Here is a 22,994-nt window from a genome sequence, read left to right as displayed (position 1 = left end):
CCCCGGGGACGCCGTGTTCCTGGGATACGGCGTGTCCCGGGCACGGCGTGTTCCCACGGACGCCGTACCCCAAGGCCCCCGTACCCCGGGCACGGGGGCGCCGGGCACGGGGGCGCCGGCCGGGAGGGATCAGCCGCTGCCGGTGAGCATGGCGGTGATCCGCTCGGAGGCGGCCTTGGCCTCCCGCACCGGGTCGCCGCCTTCGAGTACGGCCGTCATATAGGGCTTGATCGGGTTCTCCGCCTCGACCCTGGCCCACTGGGACGAGTTGGGGGTGGCGCGGCCGCGGGTGGCGCCTTCCGCCATCGCCGCGGTGCCCTCGTCGCCCTCGATGACATGGGCGAGGCTCGGCTTGTTGGGGACGTAGCTCATGCCCCGGGCGAGTTCCGTCTGCCACTTCTCGCCCGCCAGCGCCTTGACGACGTCAATGCCGGCGCTGCGCTCGTCGGCGTTCTTGGGGACGATGAGGTCGGAGCCGCCGGTGAACACCGAGCCGGGGGCTTTCGCGGACTTGCCGGGAATGGGGAAGTAGCCGAGTTTCCCCGCGAGTTCGGGATTCTTCTGCTCGATGAGCGCGGCGCTGCCCGGCACCGAGATGATCTGGGCGACGCCGCCCTCGGCGAATACGTCGGTCTGCGGGGGCTTCTCCTCGTCGGCGTCCGTCGGACCGTCGCCGAGCGCCTGGAGTTCCTGGTAGAACTTCATGCCCGCCAGGGCCTCCGGGGTGTCCAGGCCGCCTTGCCAGTCACCGCCGTTCTCGTCGGCGAGCTCGCCGCCCTCGTCCCAGATGAATCCGGCGAGCACGTACCAGTTCTGACCGGCCAGGTAAATGCCTTGGCTGCCCGCGTTGTTGATCTTCTCGGTGTCGGCGATCCACTCGGCGCGCGTCTTCGGGACGGAGTCGATGCCCGCCTCCTCGAAGATCTCCTTGTTGTAGATCACCACCCGGTTGGCCGCGTACCAGGGGATCCCGTACTGCACACCGTTGATGCTGCCGGGCTGGGCCAGGCCGGGCAGCCAGTCCTCGCTGCCCAGATCGCGCATCGATTCGAGGGTCAGATCGCGCAGGCCGCCGCTCTCCGCGTACTGCGCGACCTGCGTGTTTCCGACCTCGATCACGTCCGGGGCGTCATCGCCCTCCAGTGCGGAGAGAACCTTGGGGCCGATGCCGCCCCATTCCTGGATCTTGAAGTCCAGCTCGACCGAAGGGTTCTCCTCCTCGTACGAGCGGGTGAACTTGTCCAGGAAGCCGGGCGAGACACTGTCCTTCATCAGCCAGACCGTCACCGTACGGTCACCGCTGCCCGAGCCCGGTATGTAGCCGCATCCGCCGAGTGCGACGGATGAGACGAGCGCGACGGCTCCGGCCAGGATGCGGTTCTTCACGTGGTCACCTTCTGCGAAACGGCACAACGAAATCGGGACCCGGTGTGGGGGGATTGCGGGCAGCGCTCGCACGGGTGGTTGGCTGAATTTTGGTATGTACCAATCATTAGGTCAAGGCGGGTGCACATCCCGATTCGCCCCACCCGCCCCCTCGCGGGACACCACGGATTGGGGGAACGTGGTCTCAGGAGAGGAGACAAACAATGGCGAATCACACCTATCGGGTCACTGAGATCGTAGGAACCTCCGAAGAGGGCGTCGACGCGGCGATCCGGAACGGCGTCGCAAGAGCGGCGGAAACGTTGCACAATCTCGACTGGTTCGAGATTGTCCAAGTTCGCGGCCATATCGAAGATGGCCGAATCGCGCACTACCAGGTCGGCCTGAAGGTGGGCTTCCGGCTCGACGAAAGCACCTGATCAGGTACGGCCCTCGCGTTCCTGCGCATCCTTCAGCACCGCCGACGGGTCGGCCCAGCGGGCCCGCACCACGGTAAATCCGGCCACCTCGGCCGCATCGCAGACCAACTCGTCGTCGTCCACGAACATGCGTACCTGCCCCGTCCGCCCCAACCGCCGGAGGATGTCCAGCTTCGTCCGGCGTGCGGGGCGCCGGTCGTCGTTGCGCCGCATGAACAGCGTGCCCTCGGGCAGCCCCTGACGGCTCAGCCACCGCACGGTGTCGCGACGGCACCGCTCGGGCCGGCCCGTCAGATAGACGATTCGGCACTCCTTGGTGCTCGCGAGCACCATCCGTACACCCTCCGGGAGTGGCGGGTCGGCCGCGGCAGCGGCGAAGAAGCCGGCCCAGTCGCGCTTCGCGCCCTCCAGGAAGTACTGCCGGTGGGCGGTGTCCGCGAGCGTGCCGTCCAGGTCGAAAACGGCCAGCGGCCGTGCGTCGTTGTCCACTCCCCCAGCTTAGGAAGCCCCGCCTCGGGAAGCTGCGCGGGAATCCCCACGGAGCGAGCGCGTTGAAGAGAGCGTGAGCTCTGTGATCGCCTCGACCCGAATCTCCGTCCTGGACCGTTCCCGTACCCGTGAGGGGCACGACGCCCCCCGGGCGCTGCGCGACACCGTCGACCTGGCCCGGGAGGCGGAGGCGCTGGGCTTCCACCGCTTCTGGGTCTCCGAGCATCACGGTGTGCCGGGGGTCGCGGGGTCCGCGCCGACGGTGCTGGCCGCCGCCGTCGCCGCCGCGACCTCCACCATCCGGGTCGGCACCGGCGGAGTGATGCTGCCCAACCACCGGCCGCTGGTCGTCGCCGAGCAGTTCGGGGTGCTCGCCTCGCTCTTCCCCGGCCGGATCGACATGGGGCTCGGCCGCTCCGTGGGGTTCACCGACGGCGTCCGCCGGGCGCTCGGCCACGGCAAGGAGGACGCCGAGGACTTCCCCGGACGGCTCGCCGAACTGCTCGGCTGGATCGACGGCACCCAGCGGGCCCACCCCCGGGTGCACGCCCATCCGGCGGAGGGCCTGCGCATCCCCGCGTACGTCCTGGCCGTCGGTGAGGGCGCATCGGTCGCCGCGGCCTCCGGGCTCCCCCTCGTCATCGGCGATCTGCGCGGCCGGGAGAAGGTGCTGCGCGCCATCGAGGTCTACCGCCGCGGCTTCCGCCCCTCCGCCCGCGCCGAGCGGCCCGAGGTGATCGTCGCGGGCACGGTGGCCGTCGCCGGCACCGAGGAGGAGGCCCGCCGGCTGCTCGTACCCGAGGCGTGGGCCATGGCGTACTCCCGTACGCACGGGGAATTTCCGTCGCTGGCCCCGGCGGAGCGCGTCGAGTCCCTCACCATGACGGCCAAGGAACGGACGCTGTACGAGCGGGGGCTCGACGGCCATATCCACGGCACCGAGGACCAGGTGACCGGTCAGCTGGAGCGGGCGATCGAGGAGACCGGGGCGGACGAGGTGCTCGTCACCACCAGCACCTACGACCGGGAAGGACTGGTGGACTCGCTGCGGCGGCTCGCCCGGATCGCCCGCCCGCAGGGCCGGTTCGGCGAGCGGGTTCCACAGGGGGACCTCGGCGTCCGACAACCGCCGGACCCGACCGGGAGGACCCGGAAAGCGGGCCCGGCCCGGAGCGGTTCTTCCGGGCGATGAGCGACACCCGGGCCGCGTTCGAGAGGGTGGAACAGACCCCCAGGACGTCCTGGCCACCAGGAAGACCTCGGTGCGGTGCGCACGGCGCTCCGCGGCCGCACCCCGTGAGGCGCGCCGCCGGATCCGGCGCGGCCGTCGGCGGAGCTGACGCCTAGAATCGGGCTGTTTGTCCCTGCCGGTGTCAGCACCCCCACGCGTACGGAGCCGAGCCCCATGCACTCCCCCCACGATCCGTACGTCCGGGTGCGCGGTGCCCGTGAGCACAATCTCAAGGACGTCCGGGTCGACATCCCGCGCGACACCCTGACCGTCTTCACGGGCGTGTCGGGTTCGGGGAAGTCCTCGCTGGCCTTCGGGACCATCTACGCGGAGGCCCAGCGACGCTACTTCGAGTCCGTGGCCCCCTACGCCCGGCGGCTGATCCATCAGGTGGGCGCGCCCGCCGTCGGGGAGATCACCGGGCTGCCGCCGGCCGTCTCGCTGGAGCAGCGGCGCTCCGCCCCGGGGGCCCGGTCGTCCGTCGGGACGGTGACCACGCTCTCCAACTCGCTGCGCATGCTCTTCTCCCGTGCGGGGGAATACCCGCCGGGGGCCGAGCGGCTGGACTCCGACTCCTTCTCCCCCAACACCGCCGCCGGGGCGTGCCCGGAGTGCCACGGGCTGGGGCGGATCCACCGGACGGACGAGGAGCTGCTCGTCCCGGACCCCTCGCTGTCGATCCGGGACGGGGCGATCGCCGCGTGGCCCGGCGCCTGGCAGGGCAAGAACCTCCGTGATGTGCTGGACGCGCTGGGGTACGACGTCGACCGGCCGTGGCGCGAGCTGGAGCCGGAGGACCGGGCGTGGATCCTGTTCACCGACGAGCAGCCGGTGGTGACGGTGCATCCGGTACGGGACGCGGACCGCATCCAACGCCCGTACCAGGGCACGTACATGAGTGCGCGCCGCTATGTGCTGCACACCTTCGCCGACACCAAGAGCCGGACGTTGCGGGCGAAGGCCGAGCGCTTCCTGACCAGTGCCCCGTGCCCGGTGTGCGGCGGTGGCCGGCTGCGGCCCGAGGCGATGGCGGTGACCTTCGCCGGGCGGACCATCGCGGAGCTGGCCGGGCTGCCGCTGTCCGCCCTGGCCGAGGTGCTGTCCGGGGCGGGGGCGGGCGGCGAGGAGACGGCCCGGATCCTGACGGGTGATCTGCTGGCGCGGATCGGGACGGTGACGGAGCTGGGGCTCGGCTATCTGAGCCTGGACCGGACGGCCCCGACGCTGTCCTCCGGTGAGCTGCAACGGCTGCGGCTGGCCACGCAGTTGCGGTCGGGGCTCTTCGGTGTCGTCTACGTCCTGGACGAGCCGTCGGCCGGGCTGCACCCGGCGGACACCGAGGCGCTGCTCGGGGTGCTGGGCAGGCTCAAGGAGGCCGGGAACTCGGTCTTCGTGGTGGAGCACCAGATGGACGTGGTGCGGCGGGCGGACTGGCTGGTGGACGTGGGTCCGCTGGCCGGGGAGCACGGTGGGCGGGTGCTGCACAGCGGGCCGCCCGAAGGACTCGCCCAGGTCCCGGAGTCGGCGACGCGCCGCTTCCTGTTCCCCGAGGACGGCCGGGACACCGGGCCGGCACGCGAGGCGCGCACCCCGTCCGGGTGGATCCGGCTCACCGGCGTGGAGCGGCACAATGTGCGGGGCGTCGACGCGGCGTTCCCGCTCGGGGTGTTCACGGCGGTGACCGGGGTGTCCGGCTCGGGCAAGTCGACCCTGGTCGGCCAGGCGCTCGCCGGGGTGCTGGCGGACCGGCAGGCGGGCGAGGAGCCCGCGGCGGGTGAGCGGTACTGCGCGGCGGCCACCGGCCTGGAGGCGGTGGACCGGCTCGTCCAGGTCGACCAGAAGCCCATCGGCCGTACGCCCCGGTCCAATCTGGCCACGTACACCGGCCTGTTCGACGCCGTGCGGAAGCTCTTCGCACGGACGGACACGGCACGGGAGCGGGGGTACACGGCGGGGCGGTTCTCGTTCAATGTGACGGGCGGACGGTGCGAGACCTGCCAGGGCGAGGGGTTCGTCTCGGTGGAGCTGCTGTTCCTGCCCAGCACGTACGCGCCCTGCCCGGACTGTCACGGTGCGCGCTACAACCCGCAGACCCTGGAGGTCACCCTGAGCGGGCTGACGATCGCTCAAGTCCTGGATCTGACGGTGGAGTCGGCCGCGGACTTCTTCGCCGGGACCCCGGCCGCCGAGCGTGCGCTGACCACCCTGCTGGAGGTGGGACTCGGCTATCTGCGGCTCGGCCAGCCCGCGACGGAGCTGTCCGGCGGTGAGGCACAGCGCATCAAGCTGGCGGCCGAGCTCCAGCGCACCCGGCGCGGGCACACGCTGTATCTGCTGGACGAGCCGACGACGGGACTGCATCCGGCCGATGTGGAGGTGCTGATGCGCCAGTTGCACTCGCTGGTCGACGGCGGGAGCACGGTGGTGGTCGTGGAGCACGACATGGCCGTGGTGGCGGGCGCGGACCATGTCATCGACCTGGGCCCCGAGGGCGGGGACCGGGGCGGCCGGATCGTGGCGGCCGGCACCCCGGCGGAGGTGGCGCGTGCCACCGGGAGCCGTACGGCGTCGTATCTGGCGAAGGCGCTGCGGCGCTGATCCCGTCCGGCGGCGCGGCCGTTCGGGATCAGCGCAGATGTCGACGCGGACATCAGCGCGGACATCAGGCAGACATCGGCCCAGACCTCGGCCCAGGCATGAGGCAGACCTCAGCGCAGAGTTGAGGCAGCCGTCCGGCAGACGTCAGCGGCGGACCTTACGGGTCGCCCGCAGCCATTCCTTGTTCATCGCGGCGATCGAGGGCAGCGGGATGCCCTTGGGGCAGGCCGTGGCGCACTCGCCGGTCAGGGTGCAGCCGCCGAAGCCCTCGTCGTCCATCCGGGCCACCATGTCCAGGACGCGGGTCTCGCGTTCGGGGGCGCCCTGCGGCAGGACGCCCAGGTGGTTGACCTTCGCCGAGGTGAACAGCATCGCCGAGCCGTTGGGGCAGGCGGCGACGCAGGCTCCGCAGCCGATGCACTCGGCGTGCTCGAAGGCGAAGTCGGCGTCCGGCTTGGGCACCGGGGTGGCGTGGGCGTCCGGAGCGGTGCCGGTGGGGGCGGAGATGTAGCCGCCGGACTGGATGATCCGGTCGAACGAGGAGCGGTCCACGACCAGGTCCTTGATGACCGGGAAGGCGGAGGCCCGCCAGGGCTCGATGTCGATCGTGTCGCCGTCGGCGAAGGACCGCATGTGGAGCTGGCAGGTGGTGGTGCGCTCCGGGCCGTGGGCGTCGCCGTTGATGACGAGGCTGCACGCGCCGCAGATGCCCTCGCGGCAGTCGTGGTCGAAGGCGACGGGCTCGTCCCCGGCGAGCGTGAGGTCCTCGTTGAGGGTGTCGAGCATCTCCAGGAACGACATGTCGGCGGAGATGCCGTCGACTTCGTAGGTGGCCATGGCGCCGGGCTCTTCGGCGTTGCGCTGGCGCCAGACGCGCAGGGTGAGCTTCATGCGTAGCTCCGCTGGGTGGGGTGGACGTAGGCGAAGACGAGGTCTTCCTTGTGCAGGACGGGGGCGCCGCCGGTGGCGGTGAACTCCCAGGCGGCGGCGTAGGAGAACTCCTGGTCGCGCCGCTCGGCCTCGCCGTCCGGGGTCTGGGACTCCTCGCGGAAGTGGCCGCCGCAGGATTCGGCGCGGTGCAGGGCGTCGAGGCACATGAGCTCGGCGAGTTCCAGGTAGTCGACGATGCGGTTCGCCTTCTCCAGCGACTGGTTGAACTGTTCGCCGGTTCCGGGGACCTTGATGCGGCGCCAGAACTCCTCGCGGATCTCGGGGATCTTGGCGAGCGCCTCGCGCAGACCGTCCTCGGTGCGGGCCATCCCGCAGTGTTCCCACATGAGTTCACCGATCTCGCGATGGAAGGAGTCGGGGGTGCGGTCGCCGTCGGCGGCGAGCAGCAGGTTGATGCGGTCCTCGGTCTCGGCCACCGCCTCGGCCACGGCCGGGTGTTCGGCGTCGATCTTCTCGGCGGCCGGATTGCGGGCGAGGTAGTCGTTGATCGTGGAGGGCAGCACGAAGTAGCCGTCGGCGAGACCCTGCATCAGCGCGGAGGCGCCGAGCCGGTTGGCCCCGTGGTCGGAGAAGTTGGCCTCGCCGATGGCGAAGAGGCCGGGGATGGTGGTCTGGAGGTCGTAGTCGACCCAGAGGCCGCCCATCGTGTAGTGCACGGCGGGATAGATCCGCATGGGGACCGTGTAGGGGTCCTCGTCGGTGATCCGCTGGTACATGTCGAAGAGGTTGCCGTACTTCGCCTCGACCGCCTCGCGGCCCATCCGTCCGATGGCCTCGGCGAAGTCCAGGTAGACGCCTTGTCCGCCGGGACCGACGCCGCGTCCCTCGTCGCAGACGTTCTTCGCGGCGCGGGAGGCGATGTCGCGGGGCACCAGGTTCCCGAAGGCGGGGTAGATCCGCTCCAGGTAGTAGTCGCGTTCGTCCTCGGGGATCCGGTTGGCGGGGCGGTCGTCGCCCTTGGCCCTGGGGACCCAGATGCGGCCGTCGTTGCGCAGCGACTCGCTCATCAGGGTGAGCTTGGACTGGTGGTCGCCGGTGCGCGGGACGCAGGTGGGGTGGATCTGGGTGAAGCAGGGGTTGGCGAAGTACGCGCCGCGCCGGTGGGCCCGCCAGATCGCGGTGGCGTTGGAGTTCATCGCGTTGGTCGACAGGTAGAAGACGTTGCCGTAGCCGCCGGTGGCCAGGACGACCGCGTCGGCGAAGTAGGTGTCGATCTTCCCGGTGACCAGGTCGCGGGCGACGATGCCGCGCGCCTTGCCGTCGACCACGATCAGGTCCAGCATCTCGGTACGGGCGTGGAGTTCGACGCCGCCCGTGGCGATCTGCCGGGACAGCGCCTGGTACGCGCCGAGCAGGAGCTGCTGTCCGGTCTGGCCGCGTGCGTAGAACGTACGGGAGACCTGGACGCCGCCGAAGGAGCGGTTGTCGAGCAGACCGCCGTACTCGCGGGCGAAGGGGACGCCCTGGGCGACGCACTGGTCGATGATCTCGACGGAGATCTGGGCGAGCCGGTGGACGTTGGACTCCCGGGCGCGGAAGTCGCCGCCCTTGACGGTGTCGTAGAACAGCCGGTGGATGGAGTCTCCGTCGTTGCGGTAGTTCTTCGCGGCGTTGATGCCGCCCTGGGCGGCCACCGAGTGGGCGCGCCGGGGTGAGTCCTGGAAGCAGAACTGGACGACGTGGTAGCCCTGTTCGGCGAGTGTGGCGCCGGCCGCTCCGCCGGCCAGTCCGGTGCCGACGACGATGACGGTGTGTTTGCGCCGGTTGGCGGGGTTCACGAGTTTCGCTTGGAAGCGGCGGGTGTCCCAGCGTTCGGCGACGGGGCCCTCGGGGGCCTTCGTGTCGAGCACGGGCTCGCCCGTGCGGTACTGCGAGTAGTCGGGCATGTCAGCTCACCACTTCGGTCATGACGGCGACGGGTACGGAGATGAAGCCCACCGTCAGCACCGCCGCGAGGAGGCTGGCGAGGGTCTTCAGGACGCGGTCGCGGGTCGCGTTGCCGACGCCCAGGGTCTGCGCGGCGCTCCAGAAGCCGTGCTGGACGTGCAGGCCCATGGCGAGCACCGCGGTGATGTAGATGACGTTGCCGTACCAGGTCGAGAAGGTGTCGATGACGTTCTGGTAGGGGTGCCCGGCCTCGAAGCTCGTGTGCACGGTGCCGGTCGTCAGGTCGAGGATGTGCCAGACGATGAAGAGCGCGAGGATGATCCCGCCCCAGCGCATGGTGCGGGTCGCGTAGCTCGCCCGTGGCTTCTTGTGGACGTACTTGGCCGGGCGCGCCCTGATGTCGCGGCGGCTCAGCTGGTACGCGCAGACGCCGTGCAGCACGACGGCGGCGACCAGCCCCGCTCGGGCGATCCAGAGCGCCCACTCGTAGTGCAGGACCGGTTCGCCCAGGGTGCGCAGCCAGTGGGCGTACCCGTCGAACTCACCGGGCCCGAAGAAGACCTTCAGGTTGCCCGCCATGTGGACGACGAGAAATCCGAGCATGATCAGGCCGGACCCTGCCATGATCGTTTTCTTGCCGACGGTCGAGTTCCAGAGCGTACGCGTCATCGACGGCCGTCGGTCCGTCCGCGTTGCCAATGCCATGGACACGACGGTAGGGGCGAGAGACCTGATCAGTCCAAGACATGGTCCGGCTGATCTCCATAGGCATTCGCTATCGACTGACGCTATCGTCGGATGGTGCACTTCCAGCAGCTCACCTATTTCGTGGCCGTCGCCGAGGCCCGGCACTTCACCCGGGCCGCCGAGGCGGTGCATGTGTCACAGCCCTCTCTCTCCCAGCAGATCCGGGCGCTGGAGACGGAGTTGGGCGCGGACCTGTTCAGCCGGGCCCGGGGCAACATCGCCCTCACCGACGCGGGAGAGGCGCTGCTGCCGCTGGCCCGGCGGATCCTCGCCGACGCGGAGACGGCTCGGCAGGAGGTCCAGGAGCTGGTCTCGCTGCGCAGCGGCCGGGTGCGGCTGGGGGCGACGCCGAGTCTGTGCACCGGACTGCTGCCGGATGTGCTGCGCGCCTTCCACGACCGGCATCCGGGGGTGCGGCTGCTGCTGGAGGAGGGCGGCTCGCACGACCTCGTACGTCAGCTGGCGCGGGGAGCGCTCGATCTGGCGCTGGTGGTGCTGCCCCTGCCGGCCGCCTCCCCCGCACTGACCACGGTGGAGCTGCTGCACGAGGACCTCGTGGTGGTGTCCTCGGCGGCGGAGCCGCCCCCCGGGCGGAACGGCCGGATCCGGATCGCGGATCTGGAGGGGGCGCCGCTGGTGATGTTCCGGCACGGGTACAACCTGCGGGAGCTGACGCTCGCCGCGTGCCGCGCGGAGGGCTTCGAGCCCTCGTTCACCGTCGAGGGCGGCGAGATGGACGCGGTGCTCGGTTTCGTACGGGCGGGGCTCGGCATCGCCGTGGTGCCGGGCATGGCCGCCGCGCGGGCCGGCCACGACCTGCGGAGGACCCCGCTGGCCGGTGCCGGGCTGCGGCGCACGATCGCGCTGGCGCACCGCAGCGACGTGGCCCCGCCCCGGGCCGCGCGCGAACTCCAGCGGATGCTCCTGGAGCACGGCCAGGTCCCCGGCTGACCGGGCGGCGGGCCGGCCGGCACACGGTCTGCCGGGCGGCCTGCCCAGCGCGCGGCCTACCCGCCGGCTGACCGGGCGCGCGGCCTGCCTGTCCGCCGGACGCTCGGCCTGCCGGGCGCGCCGTCCACCGGTCCGCCGGGCGGCCCGCCCCCGCCCGGCGACGGTTCAGACCGCGTCCGCCAGCAGCAGGGAGTGGATGCGGTCCGGGGCCCCGGGGCGGGCGTAGTACCAGCCCTGGGCGGTGTCGCAGCCCAGACGGCGCAGCTGCTCGGCCTGGGCGCCCGTCTCCACGCCCTCCACCGTGACGGCCAGCTCCAGGCTGTGGGCCAGCGACACGATGCCCTCGACGATCTTCAGGTCGACCGGGTCCGCCGGGTGCTGCTGCATGCCCCGGGTGAAGGAACGGTCCAGCTTGAGCACGCTCACCGGCAGCCGGCGCAGGTTCGCCAGGTTCGAGTAGCCCGTGCCGAAGTCGTCGAGCGCGATGTCGACGCCCATCTCCGCGAGCTGCCGCAGCGGCTTGAGGAGACCGTCGTCGGCGCCGATCAGGGCCGACTCGGTCACCTCCAGACAGAGCGCTCCCGGCTCCAGACCGGAACGTTCCAGCACGTCGACCGTCTCGGCGACGAGGCGGGGATGGTGCAGCTGGGTCGGCGAGAGGTTGACGTTGATCCGCAGGGGACCTCCGTCGCTGTGCCGCTCCTGCCAGAAGTTCGCCTGTCGCACGGACTCCTCCAGCACCCAGCGCCCGAGCGGCACGATGAGCCCGGTGTGCTCGGCGAGCGGGATGAACCGGTCGGGGCCGAGCACCCCGTGCTGCGGATGGCACCACCGTACGAGCGCCTCGGCGCCGTGCACGGTGCCGTCGCCCAGGTGCACGAGCGGCTGGTACTCGATGAAGAACTCGCCCCGCTCCAGGGCGGCCGGGAGCGCGGTGGTCAGCCCGTGCCGGGTGATGGCGCGCGCGTCGGCCTCCGCGTCGGCGAGCTGGAAGCGGTTGCCGCCCGCCGCCTTGGCCCGGTACATCGTGATGTCGGCGCTGCGCAGCACCTCGGCGGCGCTGCGCTCCCCGGAGGGACCCTCGACGATGCCGATCGAGCCGCGGACGGTCAGCTCACGGCCGTCGAGGCGGATGGGGGAGGCGAGCGCGTTCAGGATGCGGCCGGCCAGTTCGTCCACCTTCTCGGCGGTGTCCGGGCCGGTGGTGAGAGCGACGAACTCGTCGCCGCCGAGCCGGGCGACCATCTCCCCGGGCGCGGGCGCGCAGCTCTGCAGCCGGTCAGCGATCTCGACCAGGAGCCGGTCGCCGGCCGCGTGACCGAGGCTGTCGTTGATGGCCTTGAAGCCGTCGAGGTCCAGGTAGCAGAGGCCGAAGCGGATCCCCTCCTGGGCGGCGAGGGCCTTCTCCAGACGTTCGAAGAACAGAGTCCGGTTGGGCAGTCCGGTGAGCGCGTCGTGGGTGGCCTCGTAGCGCAGCCGCAGATTCAGCAGCCGCCGCTCGGTGGTGTCCTCCATCAGTGCGAGCTGGTACTCGGGGCGTCCTTCGGCGTCCCGCAGGAGCGAGACGGTGAGGTTGGTCCACAGGACGGTGCCGTCGTTGCGGTAGAACGCCTTCTCGACCCGGTAGTGGTCGCGTTCGCCGCGTACCAGCTCGTCGTAGTACTTCCACACCTGGGGCGAGTCCTCGGGGTGCACCCACTCGTTGACCTTGTGGCTGCGGACATGGTGCTCCAGCCCGCCGAACATCCTGGTGAGCGTGTCGTTGATCTCCAGGATGTTGCCGTCCAGGTCGGCGATGCCGATCCCGACGGCCGCGTCCTCGAAGACCGCGCGGAAGCGTGCCTCCGTCGCGTGCAGGATCTGTTCGGCGTGCGAGCGGGCGGTCAGCGCCGAGCGGGCGATGGCCTCCTGCTCGGCGAGCGTGCGCTCGCGCAGGGCCGCCGAGAAGCCGGCGGCCAGCGTGTGCTGGATCCGTGCGCAGCGGGCCCGGCCGTCCTCGGTGGACAGCGCGGCGGGTCCGTTGCCGCCGCAGTACAGGACGAGGTAGGAGTCGACGACGCCGAGCGTGGAGCTGAGGGCGTCCGGGTCGGTGCAGTGCGCGTCGATCAGCGCCGCGCCGATCCGCTGGGCGGGCGAGGCGTCGAAGGGGCGGGCGTGCAGGATGCCGTTCAGCTCGCGTGCCAGGGGCAGCAGATGCTGTTCGAACTCCGGCCGGGTGAGGGAGGTGGCCGTCAGGGGAAAGATGGCCCGGCTCCAGATTCTGGCGAATCTCCGGAGCCGGCCTTCCGGACCGTCGGGCTCCGCGTCCGGTTCCCCGGACGCCTGGGCGGGAATGCTCACGCCTTGCGCCCAACCCCTGCGAAGCCCGAGAAGGCGTACGGGTCTTCCTGCTCCGGCGCCTGCGCGGTGTCGGGCCGCCAGTCGGGCATCGAGACGAGCCCCGGCTCGACCATCTCGTAGCCCTCGAAGAACTGACCGATCTCCTCGCGCGAACGCATGACCAGCGGGTTGCGGATGTTGCGGTAGACGCCGACCGTGCCGGCCGCCTGCTCCTCGGGCAGCGGGATGCCCTCGTACGAGGCGTGGGTCAGGATGACCAGGCTGCCGGGGGCCAGTGACTCGCGCAGTTCGGCGACCGCGGCGCGCGGGTCGTCCGCGTCCTCGACGAAGTGGAGCACCGCGACCAGCAGCAGGGCCACCGGGCGGTCCAGGTCGAGCAGTCCGGTGATCTCCGGGCTGGCCAGGATCTCCTTGGGACGGCGCAGGTCTGCGGCGGCGATGACCGCGCGGTCGTTGCCCTCCAGCACGGCCTGGCTGTGGGCCACGGCGACCGGGTCGTGGTCGACGTACGCCACCCTGGCGTCGGGGTCGGCGGCCTGGGCGACCTCGTGGACGTTGCCGAAGGTCGGTATGCCGGAGCCGATGTCCAGGAACTGGTCGATGCCCGAGTCGACGGCGTAGCGGACGGCCCGGCGCATAAAGGCGCGATTGGCCTGCATGATCTTGGGAAGGCCCGGAAGGAACTTCATGGCCTTGCGCGCGGCTTCCCGGTCCACCTCGAAATTGTGCGATCCGCCCAGATAGAAGTCGTACATGCGAGACACGCTCGGCACCGAAATGTCAATGCCCTGCGGTGCCCAGGCGGGACGCTCCATCGATGTCTCCAACAAGTCGCCACGGCGATCCGGCCATGTTCATGGTCAGTGTTGACCAGAGGCTACTGATCAGCCGCCAAGAGAGCGAGTGGAAACGGAAATCAGGGATCCGTTATTGGTCACACTCCGGTGGCATCTACGGCCGATCCGTCGCTCCGCGTATGCGTACAACGACGGACCGGCACTCCGGACACCGTTTCCCGGTGGTTCGGGGCCACTTGGGGCTCCTGGGCGATGGTTCGCCGGGGTCCGTGATTACGTGGAAACGGCGATGAGTTCGAAATCGGGGGAAACGGCATACCAGGTTTCGCCGACTCCCTGCCCACTGGTGTCGCCGGACTCGGCGTCGCCCGCGAAGGTGCGGATGGGCCGGTAGTCGATGGTCTGCTGCTTGACGCCGTCGGGGCGGTCGAAGGTGACGAATCCCTTCGCCGTCACACCGGCCACCGCATTTTCGGCCAGGGTGGCCACTACCGGCCACTTCTTGAGGCAGTCGCCCGTGCACGCGGTCTTCATCGGCCAGGCGGAGTCCTTGGTGAAGTGGTAAACCGTCACGCCCCGGCCGTCCACCACGATGTCGCCCAAGGGCTGTCCCGCCATCCCTGGTGGATCAGCGCGCGGCGTCGGACGCGGTGCGTCGCATGGCGGAGGGACGTCCGCCTACTGGATGCATTCGGGCGTTCCCACAACGCGGCGAGGTGCCGTAGCTGCCGTCGGGCGCGGCGGCGAACCAGGTGCCGCCGGCCCCCTGCCCGTTGACCCGGCCCGGGGCGGTGTCCTTCACGTACCGGCACACCGACCGGCCGCCGACGGTGAGTTGGCCGGTGCCGCCGGCACGGCCGGACGCCCCGAGCAGCTCGGCGTCGGCGGTGACCGCGAGCGAGGCGTCGCACCAGGAGTTCATGTCGACTCCCGTGGTGCTTCGTCGTACCGCTTCCGAGGCCGGCGCGGACCGCGCCGGCCATGACCCCGGGTACGGAACGCCGTCGGGGTCGTGTTCGAGGGAAGGCCGGGAAGCATGCGGCGGGCCGGAATTCGGGGCGTAAACACGAATGGCCCATTATTCGCACGATCAGGCGAATCACCCGCAAGTACCGCGTGCACCGCGACGGCGTGGATCAGGCTCCCCGTCGTGTACGGATCACGCATCGCGCGGCTCACGACAGCCGCCGCACTCATCTGGCTGACAGCCGTACCGCTGCCCGCGACCGCCGACAGCTGCGCGGTGGCCAGGATCGGGCAGGACGACGGCAGTTCCTCGGTCGCCGTGGCGGGCGACGGGGGCTGCGTCGCGGTCTCCGAGCCGGAGCCGCCTCCGCCACCGCCCCCGCCGAAGCCACCACCCCCACCGCCACCGCCTCCCCCGCCACCACCTCCGCCTCCACCGGTGCTCGTGGAGCCGCCTCCCCCGCCTCCGGTCGCCGTGAAGCCGCCTCCTCCGCCACCGCCACCTGCTCCGCCACCGCCGCCGAAGCCGCCACCGCCGCCGAAGCCCTCACCCTCGCCGAAGCCGCCCGAGCGGACCGAGCCCCCGGAGCCCCGGGCCGTCGCCCTGCCCACGTACCGCAAACCGACTCGCAAGCAGCCGAAGGGCGGGCCGTCACTGGTGTCCCTGGCCCTGCTCATCACCGCCCCGGCGGTGTTCGCAGTCGCCGTGCTGCGGCCGCGATCGTCCCGCTGACCAGGAGAGATTCATGTCCGGATGGCTCGTACTGAGCATTGCCATGGCGTCCGCCTGCGCGGTCGTCCTCACCATCGCCGTCCTGAACAACCGACGGGTCGGGGATGACGACGACCCGTCCGAGACGCCCGACGTCATCGAGTACATGACCATGATGATCGGCGTGGTCTACGCGATCGTCCTGGGGCTCGCCATCGCCGGGGTCTGGGAGGGGCGCAGCGCCGCCCAGGAGTCCGTACGCATCGAGGCGCAGGCGCTGCACGAGGTGCAGGCGCGGGCCTCCGTCTACCCGGTGGAGGTCCGCGACCGCATCCGGGCGGACGTCGACGCCTATGTCAGCCATGTCGTCCACGACGAGTGGAAGGTGATGTCCGAACGGAACACCCTCACCGAGCGCGGCACACAGTTGCTGGACAAGGTGCGGGCGGACGTCACCGACTACGAGCCGAAGACCGACCACGAGGGGCAGGCGTACCAGCCGCTGGTCGACCAGGTGGCGGCGGCGGACGACGCCCGCAGCTCACGCCGGCAGAACGCCGGGGCGACGATGCCCGGGGTGGTCTGGTTCGGGCTGATCATCGGGGCGCTGGTGACCGTGGGGCTGATCTTCACCCTCCAGATCCGCAGAACGTTCCGTGAACTGCTCCTGGCGGGCCTGTTCAGCGCGTTGATCGCCTTCCTGCTCTTTCTGATCTGGGACTTCGACGCGCCCTTCGGCCGGGGCATCTCGGCCACCGCCGAACCCTTCCTCGACATGTTCCCGGAGATCGCTGCCCAAGGGCTGCCCCCTGGCCGGTGAGCCGGCCGGGGGACCGCGCTGACCCATTCGCCGGACCCCGATCGCGGGCTGGTCGGACCGCTCCTAGCGTGTCGGGCATCGAGGTGCATTTTTCCTGCTATGTGGAAATTGGTTCCGCAGCTGCCCCTCGGGGAACCCGGAGGATCCACCATGCGCGCGATACGTGTCGCACCGCTCGCTCTGCTCGGCGCCGGCGCCCTGACACTGCTGGCCCCGTCCGCCGCCCACGCCGCGCCGGACGGGGCCGCCAGCACGTTCAATCCGACGATCAGTCCGTCGGTCATCGCACCGGGCGGCCGGGTCACCCTCGGCGCCGGTGGCTGCACGGGCGAGACGACCATCACCTCGGGCATCTTCGACACCGCCACCATCCCGAGCGGCAGCACGACAACCACCGCCACCGTCGACACGGACGCCCGCCGGGGCGCCGTCTACGCGGTGACGTTCTCCTGCGGCTCCACCGGGACCTCCCGGAACGTCAACCTCACCATCACCGGCAGTGCCACGAGCACGCCCACCCCGACACCCACCACGGTCCCGACCGCCAGCTCGACGGCCCTCGTGCCGAGTGGCGTACGCGGCGGCCTCGGCGGAAGCTCCGGCACCACCGACACGGTGGAGGTCGCCGCCGGAGCGGCCCTGGTGGTCGCGGCGGCCTCGGGCGCTCTCTACTTCGCGCGCCGCCGCACCACCGACCGCCGCCACTGACCGCGCATGCGGCGCACGACAGTCGCCCCGGGTCCTGATCCAGGACTCGGGGCGACGGGCGTATCGGGCCGGGCGGGAGGTTCGACGCCTTAGAACGCCGCATGGCTCGTCCGCCGGCGCCGGACGAGGAAGACCGCGCCGCCGATGGCCGATGCGGCCACCAGACCGCCGCCGACCTGCATCTCCACGGAGCTCGGGCCCATCGAGCCGCCGAGCCCGCCCTGCGCGCCGTTGCCGGCGAGCACGGTGAACTTGTGCGTCTCGATCCGGTTGTTGTCACTGCACTTCACGGACAGGTTGTAGTGCCCCGGAGTGGCGTTGTGACGGATGTGCGCCTTCGCATGCCCGGTGCCGCCCGCGGAGAGCTCGGTCGTCGGGAACGCGTTCGACCAGACCTTCCCGCCGTGACCGCAGCCCTGCGCGGTGACCTTCATGGTCGCACCCTGGTGGACCGAGTACGGGTTGACGGTGATGTTGCTCGGACCATTGGTGGCCGCGGCCATGGGGGCCGCGAGCCCGACGGCCGCGAAAGCGGTCGCGGTGACCGCGAGAGCGCGTGAAACACGCATCGTGTGAACCTCCAGCGGGAAACGCCCCCGGGGGCTTCTCCCCCGGGCTGGATCGACGAGAACGCCTCCCATGACGAACACTCACCAGCGGACCGGCGGCTCGCACTTCGGTGTTGCTCCACCCCGGTGACGCGACACGCCGTACGAAAACCCCCGAACCTGACGGAGTCGCAGGTCACCGACCGTCAGAACTTTTATCTGCTCATTACTCCGATGGGCAGCCATCCGGTGGGCTCCAGGGGGTGTCCGGCGGATCAGGGCCGGACACCCTCAGCCCCGCCGCCACCCGTTCGCCCCTCTCTGATCGCCGCCCGGACGCGGCGCCCTTAGCGTTCACAGCGTCGCGACGAAGGGAGAACCATGGGCCGGGACTACGCTGGCGCCGAGCGGACCAGACGTGTGCCCTGGGGTGCGATCGCCCTGGTGCTGCTCAGCGGCCTCGCCCTCATGCGCAACGGCACGGAGTTCGGGGAGGCGGGCCCTCCGCAGCCCGCCGCGGCCGCCTCGCTGGACCTGGGCAAGGACACCGCGGGACCGCCGGTGGAAGGCGAGCCGGTGCAGCCGCTGCCGTACGCCCCGGCCTCCCGGGTGACGATCCCGTCCATCGACGTGGACGCCCCCGTCATCGACGTCAACCTGGACGCCAACGGATGGATCGACGCCCCGCCCGCCGAGGACCCCAACCTCGCCGGCTGGTACCAGAACGGCATCGCCCCCGGCCAGCAGGGCACCGCCGTGGTCGTCGGCCATGTCGACAACATGTCCGGGCCCGCGGTCTTCTACGGCCTCGGCTCGCTCCGGAAGGGGCACCACGTCGAGGTCACCCGCTACGACAGCCGGGTCGCGGTCTTCGAGGTCTACGGGGTGGAGGTCTTCTCCAAGAACGACTTCCCCGGCCCCCGGGTCTACGGCGACACCGGCCACGCGGAGCTGCGGGTCATCACCTGCGGCGGGGGCTACTCCAAGGCGGGCGGCTACGACGGCAACGTGGTGGTCTTCGCCCGGCTGATCGAGACCCGCTGACCGAACGTACGCGCCTGGCTGCGCCCCCGGCGGTCGGCGAATTCCAGGGGGCACAGCCAGGCGCGTACGCGCTCCTCGGCTCAGACGCGGTGCGGCACCGTGATGCGGTAGCCGGAGTCCAGCAGCCGGGGCAGATAGCGGCGCAGGGCCGCGACGCTCTGTGAGCGGTCGCCGCCCGCGTCGTGCGAGAGGACGACGACGCCGGGCGCCGCTCCGTCCAGCACCCGGCGGACGATCGTGCCGGTCCCCGGCGTCTTCCAGTCGAGCGTGTCCACGGTCCAGGCCATGGGTTCCATGCCCAACTCGGCCCCGATCTCGAAGGAGTTGCGGTTCCACGCACCGTACGGCGCGCGATACCACAGCGGTGGAGCCCCGAGCACCCGCTCCACCACCTCGCTGGTACGCCCCAGCTCGTCGCGGATCGCGGGGCGGGAGAGCTTCGGGATCAGCGGGTGGGACCAGGAGTGGTTGCCCACCACATGTCCGTCGTCGGCCATCTCGCGCAGCAGGTCCGGATTGCCCTCGGCCATCTCACCGCAGACGAAGAACATCGCGCGGACCCGGTGCTCGCGCAGGGTGGCCAGGATGTCGGGGGTGTGGAGCGGGTCGGGGCCGTCGTCGAAGCTGAGGACCATCGAGTGCCCGAGCTCGGGAAGGTGCTCGAAGGGCCGGGTCCGCACGGGCGGTCTGGCCGGTCTGAACCGGGGCGGGTTGTTCGCGGTCATCGGGTCGAGCCGGTACGGGGAGGGCCGGCCCCGGACGTTCGCCGGGGGCCCTGGCGCCGGGGCGGGAGGGGTGTCCGCGGCGCGCGCGGGGCGGCTGGGCGTCGATGCCGGATCGGCGGCGATCAGGTGCACGGTGGTGGCGACTCCGAGGCCGAGGGCGCATCCCAGCAGGGTCCGGCGCTCGGGTCCGGTGCGATCACTTCTCATGGCCAACTGCTCGCACGGCCGGACGTCCGCGCCGGCCGCCGACACCGGACGCCGCCCATTTTGCACCCGATCGACGCAATATGTTCCTCTCCGCCGGAGCCCGCCTCGTACCCTCTCCGCCGAAGCCCGCCCTGTTCGTCCCAGCCGGATCCGGCCAACGGCCCACACCCTTCCCTGCACGGTGAGCCGATAGCCTCGGAGCCGTGAAAGAGCAGCAGTCTCATCGGTTCGAACGCGGTACGGACGGACCCAAGGTGATCGTCGCGGGGCTCGACGGCTCCGATTCGTCGATGCGCGCGGCGGCCTACGCCGCCGGACTCGCCCGTCGGCAGAACGCCGTGCTGGCCCTGGTGTACGTCCAGCCGGTCATGGCGGCGGGTACCGCGCTGGGCGTGCCGGCGGGTGACATCACGGGCGAGGTGGCGAAGGAGCTGGCCGCCGAGATCCGCGCGGCGACCGAGCGCTTCGGGGACACGTGGGACGTGCGCTGGGAGTTCCACACCTTCCGGGGCGACGCCTACAACGGCCTGGTGACGGCGGCCGACGAGCTGAAGGCGGACGCGGTGGTGGTCGGGGCCTCGGAGTCGGCCGGGCACCGCTTCGTCGGCTCGGTGGCCGTACGCCTGGTGAAGGCGGGTCGCTGGCCGGTCACCGTGGTGCCGTAGATGGTGCCTGTTCGCCCATGAGCAGCCCGTCCTCGTCCGCTCCCCGGCCCAGGACGACGGTACGGATGCGGTCGCGGACCTCGCGGAGATGCTCGGCCCCGTCGTCGAGGGCCGCGTTGAGGTTGACGGCGCGTCCGGTGACGGTGTCGTACCACTGCGGGACGAACTCCGCCTTCTTCACCGTCCAGCGCTCGCCGGGTTTCGCGGGCGGCGCGAAGGTGAAGCGGCCCATCGAGCTCTGGTTGCCGCGCGGGTCCTGGGCCCCTTCGTAGTTGATCATCGCTCCGGCGATCTGGTCGCCCATGCCGTAGACGACCCAGGTGCCGTTGACCTTCTCGTACGCCTGTGGCACATGGGCGTGGGTGCCGATGATCAGGTCGATGTCGGGGCGGCCCCCGTCGGCGGAGGCGGTGAGCCGCCGGGCCAGCTCCAGTTGCCGCGCGTCGGGCTCGTCCTGCCATTCGGTGCCCCAGTGGGCGGAGAGGACGACGACATCGGCCCCGGCGCGCCGGGCCGCCCTGGACTCCTCGATGATCTTCCGCTCGTCGGTCAGGTTGACCGTCCAGGGCCGGTCGGCGGGCAGCGGGATGTCGTTGGTGCCGTAGGTGTACGCGAGGTGGGCGACCTTGGCCGCGCCCTTCCCCGGTCCGGCGGGCAGGATCGTGGGCCGGGCGGCCTCGGCGGCGGTACGGGCGGAGCCGGCGTGCCGGATGCCCGCCTTGTCCAGTGCTCCGAGCGTGCGCCGGACGCCTTCGGACCCGTCGTCGAGGGTGTGGTTGGAGGCGGTGGAGCAGGAGTCGAACCCGGTGGTGCGCAGGGCGGTGGCGATCTCGGGCGGTGACTTGAAGTTCGGGTAGCCGGTGTAGGGGCCGCCCTCCTTCCCGTACACCGTCTCCATATGGCAGAACGCCAGGTCGGCGCCGGAGACGACCGGGGCGACGCCCGCCAGCATCGGGGCGAAGTCGTAGCCGCTGCCGCCCGCGTCGGCGGCGGCCCGGTCGATCACGGAGGAGTGCGGCAGGATGTCGCCGGCGGCGAGAAGCGTGAACGGGCGGGGCCCATCGGCGTCCTGGCCGCCCGCGCCCGGGGCGGCGGGCGGTCGGCTCGGCGCGGGGGCCATGGACGGCTGCCCGGTGCAGCCGGTGGCCGCGGCGAGCAGGAGGGCGAAGGCGGCGACGGTGCCCGGTCGGATGCGCTGCGTCATCTGCTCGACTCCATATCCGGATGATTAAGACCATCCGAATACACATATCTTCCTACCGCATAAGCAAGGAGCATTGCCGCATACCTAGCTGAACTGGTCGTACCGGCCGACCCCGACGGCCCCTCGACCGTTCACCGCACCATTCGCCGCACTGAGCGACCGCTCGTCGCACGCCTTGGCGTACCGCCTGTTCCCGCGCCGCCGAATGCGTTCGTATACGCGAGTCGGCAACGAGGCCGTCAGGGGCCTCGGCGGGAGAGGACGTTCATGAACACCACCACGACGACCGATGAGCGGACCCTCGCGGAGTTGCAGCGGGACCACGGCCCCGCCCTGTTCCACTTCCTCCTCGGTCTGACCTTCGGGGACCGGCAGCGGGCCGAGGACCTGGTGCAGGAGACGCTCGTACGCGCCTGGCAGCATCCCGAGGCCTTCGACGCGCCCTACGACTCGATGCGACCGTGGCTGTTCACCGTCGGCCGCCGTCTCGCCATCGACGCGCGGCGCTCGCGCCGGGCCCGCCCCGTGGAGGTCAGCGACACGGTGCTGGAGAGCACTCCGGCCGCCCTGGACACCGCGGACCGTGCCGTCCGGGCCCTGGACGTCCGCGAGGCGGTCCGCACCCTCAGCCCCGAGCACCGTGCGGTGCTGGTGCAGATCTACTTCCGCGGGCTGAGCGTCGGTGAGACGGCCGCCGCGCTCGGCATACCCGCCGGGACCGTCAAGTCCCGTTCGTACTACGCCCTGCGGGTCCTTGCGCGCACACTGCCCGGCTACTCCCGCAGGTCCTCCGCCCGGAGCAGCGCCAGCAGGGCGGAGGCCTCGGCCACCTCCGCGTAGACCCGGGCACAGTCGTCGCAGCCCTGGAGATGGCCGGTGACCCGGCAGGTCTCCCCGTCGTCCAGGGCGTCCAGGACGTACGCGCCCAGCAGCAGGCGCACATGCCCGTCGTCACCGGGGTCGGCACTCATTCACAGCCTCGTATCTCCTGGGCGATCCTCCCCTTCTGCCCACGCGGGGCGCCCGCCCCCGGTTCAATGCTGCGTGAAGCCCGGTACCGAGCAAGGAAAGAGGCGAGAGGGGATGCGTCCCGAGGATACGGATGGGAGCGGCGGGAGCGGGCTCCGGGTACCGATGACCTGGCTGTCCACCGAGTACATCGCCGACGATGTGCTACGGACCGGCGATCTGATGGAGCCGGACACCCTGGAGTTCCGGGCGGGGCGCGACGCGCTCGCGCTGACGATGTTCCTGTGCGCGTTCCCCGGAGACGTCCCCGCCCTCCGGGCCCTGCCCGAACCGCGGGTCGACGAGCTGCGGACGCTCACGGCGTACGGGTGCGCCTGGCGCGCCTGGGTCTGCGAGCGGCTGGCGGAGACAGGACGGTGCGCCGCGCCCGGCGACCCCGATCTGGCACTGGCGCGGGCGGCCTGGCGCTGGCTGGAGGAGACCGAGCTGCTCGCGGCGGACCTGGACGCGATCGGCTCCGCTCCCCGGGATGACCCGGCCGGCCCCGGGGACGGGGGCGAGGTCCGGATCTGGACCCCTGCCTGGCAGTTGGGGCTGCCGCTGGGCCATCTGGCCGTCCACCTCCGCTGA

At 71.2% G+C, this 22,994-nt stretch carries 24 protein-coding genes; 11 read left to right on the top strand and 13 right to left on the bottom strand.

The features are described 5' to 3' along the window. Positions 1-129: 129 nt before the first annotated feature. Entirely contained in the window at positions 130-1,386 is a 1,257-nt protein-coding gene (locus tag ACGF2Y_RS33910; protein ID WP_392955357.1) for an extracellular solute-binding protein, read from the bottom strand. A gap of 203 nt (positions 1,387-1,589) precedes the next feature. Between ACGF2Y_RS33910 and ACGF2Y_RS33905 the strand changes: the two genes are divergently transcribed. After that, positions 1,590-1,805, top strand: a complete 216-nt coding sequence (locus tag ACGF2Y_RS33905; RefSeq protein ID WP_392955355.1) for a dodecin — start codon at positions 1,590-1,592, stop codon at positions 1,803-1,805. Here the strand turns inward: ACGF2Y_RS33905 and ACGF2Y_RS33900 are convergent, their stop codons facing one another. Then, the gene (locus tag ACGF2Y_RS33900; protein WP_392955354.1) at positions 1,806-2,294 is read right to left on the bottom strand and encodes a hypothetical protein; all 489 of its coding nucleotides are present in this window, start codon (positions 2,292-2,294) and stop codon (positions 1,806-1,808) included. Between the two features lie 73 nt (positions 2,295-2,367). On the opposite strand from ACGF2Y_RS33900, the gene ACGF2Y_RS33895 reads away from it, so the two are divergent. Together ACGF2Y_RS33895 and uvrA are read left to right on the top strand one after the other, a co-directional pair. Then, on the top strand, positions 2,368-3,486 hold the full coding sequence (locus ACGF2Y_RS33895; protein WP_392955352.1) for an MsnO8 family LLM class oxidoreductase: 1,119 nt from the start codon (positions 2,368-2,370) through the stop codon (positions 3,484-3,486). A 213-nt stretch (positions 3,487-3,699) separates the two neighbouring features. Further along, complete coding sequence (gene uvrA / locus ACGF2Y_RS33890) at positions 3,700-6,123, top strand: excinuclease ABC subunit UvrA (protein ID WP_392955350.1); 2,424 nt, start codon at positions 3,700-3,702, stop codon at positions 6,121-6,123. A gap of 144 nt (positions 6,124-6,267) precedes the next feature. Here the strand turns inward: uvrA and ACGF2Y_RS33885 are convergent, their stop codons facing one another. Genes ACGF2Y_RS33885 through ACGF2Y_RS33875 form a run of 3 tightly spaced genes read right to left on the bottom strand, consistent with a single transcriptional unit; the run spans position 6,268 to position 9,630 of the window. Continuing rightward, positions 6,268-7,014, bottom strand: coding sequence for a succinate dehydrogenase/fumarate reductase iron-sulfur subunit (locus tag ACGF2Y_RS33885; protein ID WP_392955348.1), 747 nt, complete (start codon positions 7,012-7,014; stop codon positions 6,268-6,270). Next, entirely contained in the window at positions 7,011-8,960 is a 1,950-nt protein-coding gene (locus tag ACGF2Y_RS33880; RefSeq protein WP_392955346.1) for a fumarate reductase/succinate dehydrogenase flavoprotein subunit, read from the bottom strand. Before ACGF2Y_RS33880 ends, ACGF2Y_RS33885 begins: the two co-directional genes overlap by 4 nt. Position 8,961: 1 nt before the next feature. Then, the gene (locus ACGF2Y_RS33875; RefSeq protein ID WP_392955387.1) at positions 8,962-9,630 is read right to left on the bottom strand and encodes a succinate dehydrogenase cytochrome b subunit; all 669 of its coding nucleotides are present in this window, start codon (positions 9,628-9,630) and stop codon (positions 8,962-8,964) included. Between the two features lie 132 nt (positions 9,631-9,762). Here ACGF2Y_RS33875 and ACGF2Y_RS33870 point away from each other — a divergent pair, with 132 nt between their 5' ends. Further along, positions 9,763-10,659 (top strand): LysR family transcriptional regulator, encoded by an 897-nt coding sequence (locus tag ACGF2Y_RS33870; RefSeq protein ID WP_392955385.1) that lies wholly within the window; start codon positions 9,763-9,765, stop codon positions 10,657-10,659. A gap of 165 nt (positions 10,660-10,824) precedes the next feature. Here the strand turns inward: ACGF2Y_RS33870 and ACGF2Y_RS33865 are convergent, their stop codons facing one another. The 4 genes from ACGF2Y_RS33865 to ACGF2Y_RS33850 all read right to left on the bottom strand — a co-directional run bounded on the left by ACGF2Y_RS33865 (position 10,825) and on the right by ACGF2Y_RS33850 (position 14,718). Beyond that, positions 10,825-12,999, bottom strand: coding sequence for a putative bifunctional diguanylate cyclase/phosphodiesterase (locus ACGF2Y_RS33865; RefSeq protein WP_392955345.1), 2,175 nt, complete (start codon positions 12,997-12,999; stop codon positions 10,825-10,827). Continuing rightward, complete coding sequence (locus tag ACGF2Y_RS33860; RefSeq protein ID WP_392955343.1) at positions 12,996-13,814, bottom strand: SAM-dependent methyltransferase; 819 nt, start codon at positions 13,812-13,814, stop codon at positions 12,996-12,998. Before ACGF2Y_RS33860 ends, ACGF2Y_RS33865 begins: the two co-directional genes overlap by 4 nt. 255 nt (positions 13,815-14,069) lie before the next feature. Further along, on the bottom strand, positions 14,070-14,399 hold the full coding sequence (locus tag ACGF2Y_RS33855) for a hypothetical protein (protein ID WP_392955341.1): 330 nt from the start codon (positions 14,397-14,399) through the stop codon (positions 14,070-14,072). Positions 14,400-14,424: 25 nt separating this feature from the next. Continuing rightward, on the bottom strand, positions 14,425-14,718 hold the full coding sequence (locus ACGF2Y_RS33850) for a hypothetical protein (RefSeq protein WP_392955339.1): 294 nt from the start codon (positions 14,716-14,718) through the stop codon (positions 14,425-14,427). Between the two features lie 228 nt (positions 14,719-14,946). On the opposite strand from ACGF2Y_RS33850, the gene ACGF2Y_RS33845 reads away from it, so the two are divergent. The 3 genes from ACGF2Y_RS33845 to ACGF2Y_RS33835 all read left to right on the top strand — a co-directional run bounded on the left by ACGF2Y_RS33845 (position 14,947) and on the right by ACGF2Y_RS33835 (position 17,002). Further along, positions 14,947-15,495 carry a hypothetical protein gene (locus tag ACGF2Y_RS33845; RefSeq protein WP_392955389.1) on the top strand — a complete coding sequence of 183 codons (549 nt, stop codon included), beginning with the start codon at positions 14,947-14,949 and terminating at the stop codon, positions 15,493-15,495. Positions 15,496-15,508: 13 nt separating this feature from the next. Beyond that, positions 15,509-16,294, top strand: coding sequence for a DUF4239 domain-containing protein (locus ACGF2Y_RS33840; RefSeq protein WP_392955337.1), 786 nt, complete (start codon positions 15,509-15,511; stop codon positions 16,292-16,294). Between the two features lie 150 nt (positions 16,295-16,444). Continuing rightward, a complete protein-coding gene (locus tag ACGF2Y_RS33835; protein WP_392955335.1) occupies positions 16,445-17,002 on the top strand; it encodes a hypothetical protein in 558 nt (185 codons plus the stop codon). Positions 17,003-17,091: 89 nt separating this feature from the next. Here ACGF2Y_RS33835 and ACGF2Y_RS33830 read toward each other — a convergent pair whose 3' ends face one another. After that, positions 17,092-17,571 (bottom strand): hypothetical protein, encoded by a 480-nt coding sequence (locus ACGF2Y_RS33830; RefSeq protein WP_392955333.1) that lies wholly within the window; start codon positions 17,569-17,571, stop codon positions 17,092-17,094. Positions 17,572-17,931: 360 nt separating this feature from the next. Between ACGF2Y_RS33830 and ACGF2Y_RS33825 the strand changes: the two genes are divergently transcribed. Next, entirely contained in the window at positions 17,932-18,594 is a 663-nt protein-coding gene (locus ACGF2Y_RS33825; RefSeq protein WP_392955331.1) for a class F sortase, read from the top strand. Between the two features lie 80 nt (positions 18,595-18,674). On the opposite strand, the gene ACGF2Y_RS33820 is transcribed toward ACGF2Y_RS33825, so the two are convergent. Further along, positions 18,675-19,526 (bottom strand): polysaccharide deacetylase family protein, encoded by an 852-nt coding sequence (locus tag ACGF2Y_RS33820; protein ID WP_392955329.1) that lies wholly within the window; start codon positions 19,524-19,526, stop codon positions 18,675-18,677. A 203-nt stretch (positions 19,527-19,729) separates the two neighbouring features. Here ACGF2Y_RS33820 and ACGF2Y_RS33815 point away from each other — a divergent pair, with 203 nt between their 5' ends. Continuing rightward, positions 19,730-20,191 (top strand): universal stress protein, encoded by a 462-nt coding sequence (locus ACGF2Y_RS33815; protein WP_392955328.1) that lies wholly within the window; start codon positions 19,730-19,732, stop codon positions 20,189-20,191. Here the strand turns inward: ACGF2Y_RS33815 and ACGF2Y_RS33810 are convergent. Next, positions 20,175-21,395, bottom strand: a complete 1,221-nt coding sequence (locus ACGF2Y_RS33810; protein ID WP_392955326.1) for a CapA family protein — start codon at positions 21,393-21,395, stop codon at positions 20,175-20,177. The genes ACGF2Y_RS33815 and ACGF2Y_RS33810 overlap by 17 nt on opposite strands. 267 nt (positions 21,396-21,662) lie before the next feature. Here ACGF2Y_RS33810 and ACGF2Y_RS33805 point away from each other — a divergent pair, with 267 nt between their 5' ends. Beyond that, positions 21,663-22,235 carry a sigma-70 family RNA polymerase sigma factor gene (locus tag ACGF2Y_RS33805; RefSeq protein ID WP_392955325.1) on the top strand — a complete coding sequence of 191 codons (573 nt, stop codon included), beginning with the start codon at positions 21,663-21,665 and terminating at the stop codon, positions 22,233-22,235. Here ACGF2Y_RS33805 and ACGF2Y_RS33800 read toward each other — a convergent pair. Continuing rightward, positions 22,169-22,366 carry a zf-HC2 domain-containing protein gene (locus ACGF2Y_RS33800; protein ID WP_392955323.1) on the bottom strand — a complete coding sequence of 66 codons (198 nt, stop codon included), beginning with the start codon at positions 22,364-22,366 and terminating at the stop codon, positions 22,169-22,171. The two genes, ACGF2Y_RS33805 and ACGF2Y_RS33800, sit on opposite strands and share 67 nt — an antisense overlap. A 112-nt stretch (positions 22,367-22,478) precedes the next feature. Here ACGF2Y_RS33800 and ACGF2Y_RS33795 point away from each other — a divergent pair, with 112 nt between their 5' ends. Beyond that, positions 22,479-22,994, top strand: a complete 516-nt coding sequence (locus ACGF2Y_RS33795) for a hypothetical protein (protein WP_392955321.1) — start codon at positions 22,479-22,481, stop codon at positions 22,992-22,994.

It is taken from the genome of Streptomyces sp. NPDC048142 (assembly GCF_043202835.1).
Taxonomy (GTDB): domain Bacteria; phylum Actinomycetota; class Actinomycetes; order Streptomycetales; family Streptomycetaceae; genus Streptomyces.
The sequence above is the reverse complement of the archived record's forward strand: the minus strand, read 5'-3'. Positions and strand labels throughout refer to the sequence as shown.